Source organism: Streptomyces ossamyceticus, assembly GCF_001418475.1.
Taxonomy (GTDB): Bacteria; Actinomycetota; Actinomycetes; order Streptomycetales; family Streptomycetaceae; genus Streptomyces; species Streptomyces ossamyceticus.
Window position 1 is genome coordinate 1 of sequence record NZ_LIQX01000707.1, and the last position, 10806, is coordinate 10806.

6 protein-coding genes and 1 pseudogene are annotated in these 10806 nt (G+C 71.8%); 3 read left to right on the forward strand and 4 right to left on the reverse strand.

All coding sequences use genetic code 11. The features are described from left to right. Positions 1 to 196: pseudogene (locus AOK15_RS37135) on the reverse strand (GNAT family N-acetyltransferase); the annotation flags it as partial. A 592-nt stretch (positions 197 to 788) separates the two neighbouring features. Continuing rightward, positions 789 to 1949 (reverse strand): MraY family glycosyltransferase, encoded by a 1161-nt coding sequence (locus AOK15_RS37145; RefSeq protein WP_079058920.1) that lies wholly within the window; start codon positions 1947 to 1949, stop codon positions 789 to 791. A gap of 173 nt (positions 1950 to 2122) precedes the next feature. On the opposite strand from AOK15_RS37145, the gene AOK15_RS37150 reads away from it, so the two are divergent. After that, the gene (locus AOK15_RS37150) at positions 2123 to 5263 is read left to right on the forward strand and encodes an NACHT domain-containing protein (RefSeq protein ID WP_055523072.1); all 3141 of its coding nucleotides are present in this window, start codon (positions 2123 to 2125) and stop codon (positions 5261 to 5263) included. A 143-nt stretch (positions 5264 to 5406) separates the two neighbouring features. After that, positions 5407 to 7728: a (Fe-S)-binding protein gene (locus tag AOK15_RS37155; RefSeq protein ID WP_055523074.1), complete on the forward strand. Its 2322-nt coding sequence runs from the start codon at positions 5407 to 5409 to the stop codon at positions 7726 to 7728. On the opposite strand, the gene AOK15_RS37160 is transcribed toward AOK15_RS37155, so the two are convergent. Together AOK15_RS37160 and AOK15_RS37165 are read right to left on the reverse strand one after the other, a co-directional pair. Beyond that, positions 7721 to 8290 carry an NUDIX hydrolase gene (locus tag AOK15_RS37160; RefSeq protein ID WP_079058921.1) on the reverse strand — a complete coding sequence of 190 codons (570 nt, stop codon included), beginning with the start codon at positions 8288 to 8290 and terminating at the stop codon, positions 7721 to 7723. The two genes, AOK15_RS37155 and AOK15_RS37160, sit on opposite strands and share 8 nt — an antisense overlap. 86 nt (positions 8291 to 8376) lie before the next feature. Beyond that, positions 8377 to 9147, reverse strand: coding sequence for a DUF6281 family protein (locus AOK15_RS37165; protein ID WP_055523076.1), 771 nt, complete (start codon positions 9145 to 9147; stop codon positions 8377 to 8379). 189 nt (positions 9148 to 9336) lie between these two features. On the opposite strand from AOK15_RS37165, the gene AOK15_RS37170 reads away from it, so the two are divergent. Continuing rightward, positions 9337 to 10725 (forward strand): FG-GAP-like repeat-containing protein, encoded by a 1389-nt coding sequence (locus tag AOK15_RS37170; RefSeq protein ID WP_240508768.1) that lies wholly within the window; start codon positions 9337 to 9339, stop codon positions 10723 to 10725. Positions 10726 to 10806: the final 81 nt, after the last annotated feature.

Sequence of the window (10806 nt, forward strand, 5' to 3'; positions counted from 1 at the left end):
CGCCACCGGGGAGTTCGGCCACCAGGCAGCGCAGTCGCGGTGCCGGGGCGTCGAAGAGGAGCGCGGTCAGGCGGGGCGCGAGGTCGGGCGGGGGCGGGGCGGCATGCTCGTAGGCGGCGTGCTCGGCGGCCAGGTCGACGACGCGCGGGATGTCCTCGGGGCGGGCACGGCGGACGGCCGGGGCGGCGTCGGTCACCGGAGGTCGCCCTCCACCGTGTCGGACCGCCAGGCCGTCAGCCGTTCGGCGACGGGGGCGGTGGAGGCGAGGACGTGGCGGGAGTAGGCGTCGCGCTCGTGGGTGAGGACGGCCGCCTCCCAGACGCAGGGGGCGAGACCGGTGCGGCCGGGCCGCAGTTCCGCCGGCCGNNCGGACCCGCCGGCCGGCCGGCGGGTCCGGTGAAGATCGCCAGGTCGGACATGAACCCCTCGATCCAGGTGTGCACCAGCACGTAGTCGCCGTCGCCGCCCGCGTGCACGATCAGCACGGCGAGCCCCAGGGACCCGCGCGCCCGGCCGAGCGCGAGGTGATCCTCGGCGACGCGGAGCGCGGCGTCCGTGTCCGCCTCGGTGAGGGTGCGGCCCGGCGCGGTGAGGCCGTAGACCTTGACGAGGTGTCCGGAGAGTTCGCGGGTGCCCAACGGGCGTACGGGGCGCGGGTGGTGCTCCTTCGCGAGGGCGAGCAGCGCGTCCGTGTCGACCGCCGCCGGGTGGTCGTGATCGTGTCCAGTCATGGAGCCATCATGTGCGGCCGGCACCGGCCGGACCACGGGTTTCTCTCGCCACGTCTCTCACCACCCGGCCTGCGAACGGCGTTTGAGGGCCGCCACTCCGTCCGGTCGGCGCGGCGCTCCGGTCGCCGGCGCCGCACCGGAGGCGGCCCGGGGCCGGCCGTCGGCCGCGGGGAACCTGCCGGTCGCCGGTGCCGGATCGGGCCGTCTGGGGCGGGACATCGCCCGCGCGCCCTGGGCGCCCGACGCGCCGAGCCCGTACACCCGCACCCGTGACATCCCCGCCACGACGACGACCGCCGTGCCCGCCACCCACCACACCCCGCCCGCCTTCATCCACAGCATGTGGACGGCGACGCCGACGACGACCGACGCGACCGCACAGACGCCCATCACGACGGCGACGCCCACGGAGGTGAGCCCCAGTCGGCGCAGCCGGTGGGGGAGGTGGTCGGGGCCGCTCCGCCAGGGTTCGCGGCCGGCGAGCCGCCGGGAGAGCAGGACGAGCACCGCGTCGGCGGTGGCCGACACGGTGAGCGCGAAGGGTCCGCCGATCCCGACCCCATGACCTGCGGCGTACGCGTACACCTGTACGACGCCGCCCGCGAGCAGGAACCCGACGAACAGCGCCCCGCACTCCCCGAGCGCCACCCGCGCGGGCGGCCAGTTCTGCATCAGGAACCCGGTGAGCCCGGCGGCGAGCACGCTGCACAGCGCGGCGAGCCCGTCGAGCACCTCGGCGGCGGCGCACACGCTCAGCCCGAACGCGGTGACGACCCCGACGACGCCGAGCACCCCGTCGGGACGGCCGAGCCCCTTGAACCCGTGCACGACGAACACGATCCACACGACGGCGCCCGCCCCTGCGAGGACACCGACCTCCTCGTACGGCACCACGAACGCGGCGGCGCAGGCGACGCCCACGACGCGCGGCACCCACGGCAGCCCCCACAGATCGCCGATGAGCCCGAGCCCGCCCACGGCCGCGCCCGCCAGGAGGAGCCGCCCGGCCTCCTCGCCCAGCGGCGCCACCCCGCTCCGCTCCCCCAGCCAGGCCACACCGCCCACCCCGCAGACGAGCGCGACACCCCCCAGCAACGGCACCGGCCGCATTCGCCGCCGCTCCACGATCCCGAACCGCTGCGCGGGCACGCGTACGGCCGCCGTCAGCACGGCGGTGACCAGGAGGGCGGACGCGGCGGCGAGGATTCCGTACAGCACGGAACCAAGTTAGGGGTGATTGTGACGATTTCATACGAATAACACGATCGTTTTGAAACAGCACGATCGTTCCGCCCGCCCATCCGAGGTACGCAATGCACCCCACGGGGCACACAGCTCATGGGAGCCTGATGCGGCTCGGAACACGTCAGGGGCTCAGGGGGAGGGCTTCGATGGGGGGCACCACCCTTCAGAACGTGCTGTTCGCGGTCGGCGGATCCGTCGTCACCGCGATCGTGTTCGCCGCGCGACGCCGGCTCGCCGCCCTCGCCAGGCTCCTCCTGGACTTCGCGTACACCCGGCTGGCGGGCAGCGCCCTCCTCCGCCGGGCCGCCCTCGCCAAGTACACCCGCGCCCTGTACGACCGCCACCGCCGTTTCGCCGTCTCCTTCCAGGTCGACGAGGACCTGAAGCTGCCGATGGAGTCGGTGTACGTGCCGTTGCGCGGCGCCCGGGGGGACGGCGCGCCGACCGAGCTCGCCGCGGACCTGCGGGCGGAGCGGCACAGCGTGGTGCTGGGGGTGCCGGGCGCGGGCAAGACGATGCTGCTGCGGCACCAGGTGCTGATGTGGGCGAGGGAGCGGGTACGCGGCGCGGCCGCGGGCACGGGCGCCCCGGGCGGGAACGGCGCGACCCGGCGTAAGCCCGGACGCGAACGGCGTCCCCGTGTCGATCTCGGCGATCTGGGGGACATCCCGGTGCTGCTGGAGCTGCACTGGCTCAACAAGGCGCCTGAACGGAGTATTGAGAAACACCTCGTGGACCACTTCGCGCGGCACGACTTCCCGGGCGCCGAGAAGTGGGTGACCCGGGCACTGGAACGGGGCAGCCTCGCCCTGTACTTCGACGGCCTGGACGAGGTCACCACGGAGCTTCGGCCACTGGTCGCGGACCGGATCGAGGAGTTCACGGCGAAGTACGCGGCCTGCAGGGTGGTGGTGACCTGCCGGACCGCGGTGTACGAGGGCTGGTTCGCCGAGTCCTTCGGCCAGACCCTGCGGGTGCGCGACTTCGACGAGCACCTCATCCGCCGCTTCCTCAACGGCTGGCCCTGGCGCCCGGACACCGCTCTGGAGCCGGAGAGCACCGTCGACCAGGTCCTCGGCGCCCTCCGCGACACCCCGCAGATCATGGCCCTGGCCCGCAACCCCCTGCTCCTGACGATGATCGCGTACCTGTACGACTTCGTGTACGCGGGCACCGACCAGGTCCTGCCGCACACCCGCGCCGAGTTCTACAAGCAGGTCATCGACAGCCTGCTGATCGACCGCCGACGCAAGTCCGTGTACCCGTTCCCGCTGAAGAAGGCGGTCCTCCAGGAAGTCGCGCTGGTCGCCCAGGACATCCCCTCCGGTGTCCACGACCGGTTGGCGCTGCCGCACGAGACGGTGCTGGAGACCGTACGGGCCGTCCTGGAACGGCAGGCGCGGGACCCGGGGGCCGCCGAGAAGGTCCTGAACGAGATCGTCCACCGCAGCGGTCTGCTCCTGGCCGTGGACAACGGCGAGCGCTACCAGTTCGCCCACCTCACCCTCCAGGAGTACCTGGCGGCCGTGAAGCTGGCGGCGGACCCCACGGGTCTTCTCCGGCGATACCGCGACGACCCCGCGGCCTGGCGTGAGACGGTCCGCCTGTGGTGCGGGGTGGAACCACGCGACTGCACGGAGGTGGTACGGACGGTGTTCACGAGGGACCCCGTCCTGGCCTTCCAGTGCCTGGCGGACGCCCACACGATCGAGGACGGGTTGGCGGAGGAGATCCTGGAGCATTTCCGGGGCGCGCTGGGTGGCGAGCACGGGGTCCTGGACGAAGCGGTGATCAACGCGTTCGGGCTGGTCGGCAGCGACGGACGGAGGAGGGGCCGCTCGGTCTTCGACTTCCTCGTCGAGACGGTGCGCTCGGACACGGACCCGGACCGGGTCCGCGCGGCGGCCCACGCGCTGGCCGCCACCAGCCTCCCGAAGGCCGCCGAGGCTCTGGCGACCATGGCCGAGCCGGGCAACGCGGCTTGGAACGGTCTCCAGACCATGGGGGACCTGGCGGTGTCCGCCTATCAGGACATGGCAGCCGACCATGTCGAAGCGGTGCGCGCCCTGTGGAGCATCCGGACCCCGAAGGCGGCCCTCGCGCTGAACCATGTGCTCTGGCACCCCACGGATCCGACCACACGGCTCTCGTGCGCCTTCCACCTGGGTGAACTGCTGAGCGTGCCGGAGATCGCCGACGAACTGAGGACCGCCCCCGTGGGGCCCTCTCGCGGCGGGAACCTGAGCTGGGTCTGGCGCCCCTTCGCCCAGGGGACCGACGACGCCCTGGTGATGATCGCCGGGAAGATCGCCGCCACCATCGACTCCGCCGACGCCTTCGTGATCACGCACGCGGAGCTGCCGACCCCCGATCCCCGGATCATCGCCCCGCTGGTCGTCATCAGCCGGGACGTGACCTACGCCCTGAGGCAGGAGGTGAGCGCGGGGGACGAACTCATGGAGTGGCTGCGACGCCGTTCCGACCCCCGCATTCTGGTGCAGCACCCCGTCGCCGAGGACCGGCGGATCGACACATCGGTGCTGGCCCAGTACCTGGAGGTCGAGCTTCCGTCGTTCGGTTCGTTCATCCTGGAGCAGGCCGTCAAGGCGCTCGGCTCCACCGGACTGACCGCGCACCGGCTGGAACTGCTGCGCCGCCTGCCCGAGTGGCTCCAGATGCGCACAGCCGTGGCCCTGCTCAAGCAGCAGACGTTCGCGGGCCCCCCGAGCTGGGACGTGCCGTCACCGGAGGCGGAGACCCGTGGCTACGACTTCGGCAGGAGCATGCACTACCGCTTCATTCTGCTGGTGTGCGTCGCGCTGTCGGGGGTGGCCGCCTGGCGGGCATGGACGGCGGCCGCGGGCGGCGACCAACCCTGGGGGCCCGCGTGGTTGCCGGTGGCGGTCCTCGTCCAGATCGCCGCGGGCTGGATCGCCCTGATCGCGTGCGGTTCCCTCACCGACCCCGAGGCGCTGTTCATCTTCGGCCTGGTCGGTCTTTTCGCGGGGGGCATCGCGGTCTCCCAGGTGATCCGGGACCGCGAATGGGCCGCGTTCCGCGACCGGGGGTTCTTCTGCATGCTGGGAGCTGTGGGCCTCGTCCCCGCCGTCTGCCTGTACTCCTGGACCGCGTTGACCGAGGCCTGGGGCGCCACCGCCGCGACCGGAGTGGCCGTCGGCGTCGTCGCGGCCGTCGCGGGGGCCTCCACGCGCGGCCTCGAACTGCAGCGCCGCTGGAACGCCCGCACCCACCCCATCTGCGATCTCGTCCTCAAGCCCCTCCTTTAGATCGCCACCCCCACTCAGGCAACCCTCAGCGACGCAGATCACCGCGTCGCTGGCTACAGTGCGGCAGGAGAAGTGGGTAGTCTCAGACGGACTGCATAAGTTACCGCTTAGTAATGACCCTCGCAGGCCCGAGGAGCCCCCAAATGCAACTCGCCGCGATCATCGTGTCGCTGGTACTGACCGTGGTCGGCGTCGCGCTGCTCGCACGCGCCATCGGTCAGTTCATCCGGTACTTCAAGCTGGGCCAGCCGGTCCCGGCCGGGAGCCGTACCGACAATCCCTACCAGCGCAGTGTGACGCTGATCCGGGAGTTCCTCGGGCACACCCGGATGAACCGGTGGGGCATCGTGGGCTTCGCCCACTGGTTCGTGGCCGTCGGCTTCCTCACCCTCCCGCCGACCCTCGCCCAGGCATTCGGCCAGCTCTTCGAGGCCGACTGGGTGCTGCCGGTCATCGGCGGCTTCCTGCCGTTCGAGCTGTACATCGAGTTCATCGGCGTGATGACGATCCTCGGCATCGCCACGCTGATCGTGATCCGCCTGCTGAGCCTGCCCTCGCGCGCCGGCCGCAAGTCCCGCTTCGCGGGCTCCAAGGCCGGTCAGGCGTACTTCGTCGAGTACGTCATCCTCACCATCGGTCTCGCCATCTACGTGCTGCGCGGCCTCGAGGGCGCGATCCACGACGTCGACCACTACGAGGCCGCCTACTTCGCCTCGTACCCGCTGGTCCTCGCGTTCAAGGGGCTCAGCCTCCCGGTCCTGCAGAACCTGGTCTACTTCACCGCGATGGTGAAGATCAGCACCTCGTTCATCTGGATGATCGTCGTCTCGCTGAACACCAACATGGGTGTCGCCTGGCACCGCTTCCTCGGCTTCCCGAACATCTGGTTCAAGCGGAACGCCACCGGTGAGACCGCCCTCGGTGCCCTCCAGCCGATGACGAGCGGCGGCAAGCCGATCGACTTCACCGACCCCGGTGACGACGACGTCTTCGGTGTCTCCCAGGTCGAGCAGTTCTCCTGGAAGGGCCTGCTGGACTTCTCCACCTGCACCGAGTGCGGCCGCTGCCAGTCGCAGTGCCCCGCCTGGAACACCGGCAAGCCGCTCTCCCCGAAGCTGCTGATCATGTCGCTGCGCGACCACGCGCACGCCAAGGCCCCCTACCTCCTCGCCGGTGGCGGCAAGACCATGGAGGGCGAGGAGAAGGCCTCCGAGGAGCAGCTGAAGGACGTGCCCGCCGCCGCGCTCGCGGAGGCCGAGCGGCCGCTGATCGGCACCGTCGAGGCTGTGTCCGACAGCGGCTTCGCCACGGGCGGCGTCATCGACCCCGATGTGCTGTGGTCCTGCACCACCTGCGGTGCCTGCGTCGAGCAGTGCCCCGTCGACATCGAGCACATCGACCACATCGTCGACATGCGCCGCTACCAGGTGATGATCGAGAGCGCGTTCCCGTCCGAGGCCGGGACGATGCTCAAGAACCTGGAGAAGAAGGGCAACCCCTGGGGCCTGGCCAAGAAGCAGCGGCTGGAGTGGCTCAAGGAGGTCGAGTTCGAGGTCCCGGTCGTCGGCAAGGACATCGAGGACCTCAGCGAGGTCGAGTACCTGTACTGGGTCGGCTGCGCCGGCGCCCTGGAGGACCGCGCCAAGAAGACCACCAAGGCGTTCGCCGAGCTGCTGCACATCGCGGGCGTCAAGTTCGCGATCATGGGCGGCGACGAGAAGTGCACCGGCGACTCCGCCCGCCGTCTCGGCAACGAGCCCCTCTTCCAGGAGCTCGGCATGGAGAACGTCGCCGCGCTGAACATGGCCTTCGGCGAGGAGATGGACGACGAGGGCAACATCACTCCCGAGTCGAAGAAGCCCAAGGCGGCCAAGAAGATCGTCGCCACCTGCCCGCACTGCCTCAACACCCTCGGCAACGAGTACCCGCAGCTCGGCGGCGACTACGAGGTCATCCACCACACCCAGCTGCTCCAGCACCTGGTGGACGAGGGCAAGCTGATCCCGGTCACGCCGGTCGAGGGCATCATCACGTACCACGACCCGTGCTACCTGGGCCGCCACAACAAGATCTACACGCCGCCGCGCGAGATCATCGCCAGCGTCCCGGGTCTGCGGAACGAGGAGATGCACCGCCACAAGGAACGCGGCTTCTGCTGTGGCGCCGGTGGCGCGCGGATGTGGATGGAGGAGCGGATCGGCAAGCGCATCAACAACGAGCGCGTCGACGAGGCCCTCTCCCTCAACCCGGACATCGTCTCCACCGCCTGCCCGTTCTGCCTCGTCATGCTGACCGACTCGGTCAACGGCAAGAAGAACGACGGCAAGGCCAAGGAGTCCATCCAGGTCGTCGACGTGGCCCAGCTGCTGCTGGAGTCCGTCAAGACCCCGGCCACCGACGAGGGCGAGCCCCCCGCGGGCGCGGCCGAGACGGAGAACGAGCCGGAGCCCCAGCCGGTCAAGTGACCGGACGGCCCTCCGGCCCAGCAGTCCCCTCGATGCCCCCGTGCTCCTCCCGAGCGCGGGGGCATCGCCGTGTCGCGCGCGACGCGCGGTACCGCTGGAACGCCTCGCGGGCGTCCGGCACGAACGCAGGATCCCGCACCAGCCCGGCCAGCTCCGCCTCGCCCACCCAGCGGTACGTGGCGATCTCGGCGGGGTCCGGCCGCAGCGGGCCCGTGACGACCAGTTCGTGCAGACCCAGCCAGTAGGGGCTGATCACCCCCGCGCACCGGAACTTCAGCACGAACCGCGGGCGCCCCCGGACCCCCAGCTCCTCCCACAGCTCCCGCGCGGCCCCCTCCTCGTACGACTCCCCGACCTCGGTGGCGCCGCCGAGCAGCCAGTTGAGCCGGCCGGGGAAGCGGGACATGTCGTCGGGACGTCGGTGGACCAGGTACCGGCCGGCGGGGTCGCGGCACACGACCGTCGCCACCCGGTGCAGCCACCCCCGGCGGATCGCCTCGCCCCGCTCGACGACACCGATCACCTCGTCGTCGTCCCCGACCCGCTCCACCAGCTCGCCCATGCGCCCACCCTCGCAGAGGGCACCGACAACGGTCCCGGCGAAGGGCCCGCGCCTCTGCTCCACCTCTCCGCGCTGGAGGGCGGCGCTCACCGCTCCGCGAAGCGCTTCTCGACCTCCGGCGGCAGCTTCTCGCCGAGGCGCGTCAGGAAGACGGGCTCCTCGTCCGCCGAGCGGCGGACCGCGATGGCGTCGGCCGGGTCCAGCCCTTTGATCTCGTACGCCTCGTACACCTCCGGTTCGGGGGTGGCGTCGGTGTCGCCGGGAGTGTCGTCGCAGTGCATCGCGCGGGCCGTGCCCACCTTCGCCCCCGTCGCCAAGTCCTCGGCGGCACGGCCGATGTAGCTCTCCCCGCCGTACTCCAAAACGAACGCGCACTTCGCCGTGGAGGCCCCACCGTCACCGGAGTCGCCCTCGCCGGGGGCGCCGTCCCCCTCACCCGCCGCGTCGTCCCGGCCGAAGATCCGGTCCGCCGCGTCCGGGATGGGCTCGTCCTCTCTCGGGTCCACCATGACGGACAGCTCGCCGCCGGGTGACTCCCGGACGGCGATCGCGTCGGCGGGGTCGACGCCCTTGACGGCGTACGCCGTGTAGACGGTCCGGTCCTCCGCGGCCACGGCGTCGGCGGCGTCCTCCTCGCCGCCGCCCTCGTCCTCGCAGACCGCCTGCCGGGCGGTGCCCACCTTCGACCCGAGCGCGTACTCGACGCGGCCCACGTCGACGTACTGGCTGTCGCGGTAGTCCACCACGAACGCACAGGACGCCGAGGACTCCCCGCCACCGCCCAACACGGCGCAGCCGACGGCCAGGGGGGTCAGTACGACGGCGGCCAGGGCGGTCCGCGCACGGGCGACGAGCATGGTCACGTCTCCTTCGTCAGGGGTCGCTTCGCTCCCTGGACGCACGGCTCGCGTCGAACGTTCGGTTCACTTTCCGGCCACCCGCACACAACCCTTCGTACGCCCCACACGTCACACCGACGAGTCACACCCACGAACCGCCCTACGTCGTCCTCCTGGAGGTCACCCGTGGTTGCAAGGAAGCTCGTCGTGGCCGCATGTGCGGGAGCGCTCGCGGTGGCGGGGCTCGCCCTGCCGATGGCCGGGAGCGCGGTCGCCGCGCCGGGGACGAAGGACGACTTCAACGGCGACGGGTACCGGGACCTCGTCGTCGGCACCCCCAAGGCGAACGCCGTGACCGTCACGTTCGGGTCCTCCTCCGGTGTCGGCACCGGCTCCGCGAGGTCGGTGACCCTCACGCAGAACTCCCCGGGCGTGCCCGGCGCCCTGGAGCCCGAGGACGAGTTCGGCGAGAACGTGACCGGCGGGGACGTGAACCGCGACGGCTACGCGGACCTGATCGTCGGCGCGCCCGGCGAGAAGGTCGACGGCAGGGCGGACGGCTCCCTCACCATCCTCTGGGGCGGCGCCCGGGGCTTCCGCACCGGCGGGATGGTCCTGGGCGCCCCCACCGCCGAGGATGTCCGCTTCGGCGAGGGCGCCTCCTTCGTCGACCTCGACGGCGACGACTACGGCAACCTGGTGGTGGTCTCCGAGAACCGCTTCTGGTGGTACGCCGACGGCGTGCCGGACAAGCCCGCGATCGCCCCGGAGGTCGACTTCCTGCCCGCCGGCGTCCGTCTCGACGGCGTCCTCGGCGCGCACTTCTCCAACGGCTCGGGCAGTGACTACGTCCTGCACGGCACCGACGCCGCCGGCCACGGCTTCGCGGGCTACCTGCGGGGCGGCGCCGGCGACATCGGCTACTACTACCGGCCCCTCCTGCAGGGCGCCGTGTCCGACGTGATCACCGAGCCTCGGGTCGCCGCAGGTGACGTCGACGGGAACGGCTACAGCGACCTCGTTCTCGGCGAGCCGGGGGCGGGTACCGGCGGACGGATCACCGTGTGGCCCGGCAACGACCGCGGGCTCGGCGTCGACGGATGGCCCTCGCGGTCGTACAGCCAGGCGAGCACGGGCGTCCCGGGCGCGGACGAGCCGGGCGACGGCTTCGGCGGCTCGGTCGCAGCGGGCGACGTCACCGGCGACGGCTACGCGGACGTGGCCGTCGGCGCGCCCGGCGAGACCGTCGACGGGGTGCAGGGGGTGGGCGACGTCGTCCTGCTGAAGGGGTCCGCGAGCGGCCTGGGCCGGGGCACTTCCTGGCACCAGGCCACCCCCGGTGTGCCCGGCGCGGCCGAGACCGACGACGCGTTCGGCTCCGCCGTCCGGCTCAAGGACGTCAACGGCAACGGTCGCGCCGACCTGGCGATCGGCGCGACCGGCGAGGACATCGGCACGGCACGGGACACGGGCGCGGTGTGGGTCCTGCGCGGGACGACCTCCGGCCTCACCACGTCCTACGCCGCGTCCTTCAACGCCCTCGACTTCGGCCTGGGCGGCACCGCGTACCCCGCCTTCGGCACCCTGCTGCGCTAGCGCCCTTCCCGAAGGCCCCCCTTGGGACCTTGGGAGAAGGCACGGCGTCCGGTGGAGGGCCTCCGGTGCGCGGCGCCGCGC

Excerpts from the sequence above, each read along its gene's own strand:
- AOK15_RS37150 (WP_055523072.1), top strand. The coding sequence starts at position 2,123 with ATGGGGGGCACCACCCTTCAGAACGTGCTGTTCGCGGTCGGCGGATCC.
- AOK15_RS37155 (WP_055523074.1), top strand. The coding sequence starts at position 5,407 with ATGCAACTCGCCGCGATCATCGTGTCGCTGGTACTGACCGTGGTCGGC.
- AOK15_RS37160 (WP_079058921.1), bottom strand. The coding sequence starts at position 8,290 with ATGGGCGAGCTGGTGGAGCGGGTCGGGGACGACGACGAGGTGATCGGT.
- AOK15_RS37165 (WP_055523076.1), bottom strand. The coding sequence starts at position 9,147 with ATGCTCGTCGCCCGTGCGCGGACCGCCCTGGCCGCCGTCGTACTGACC.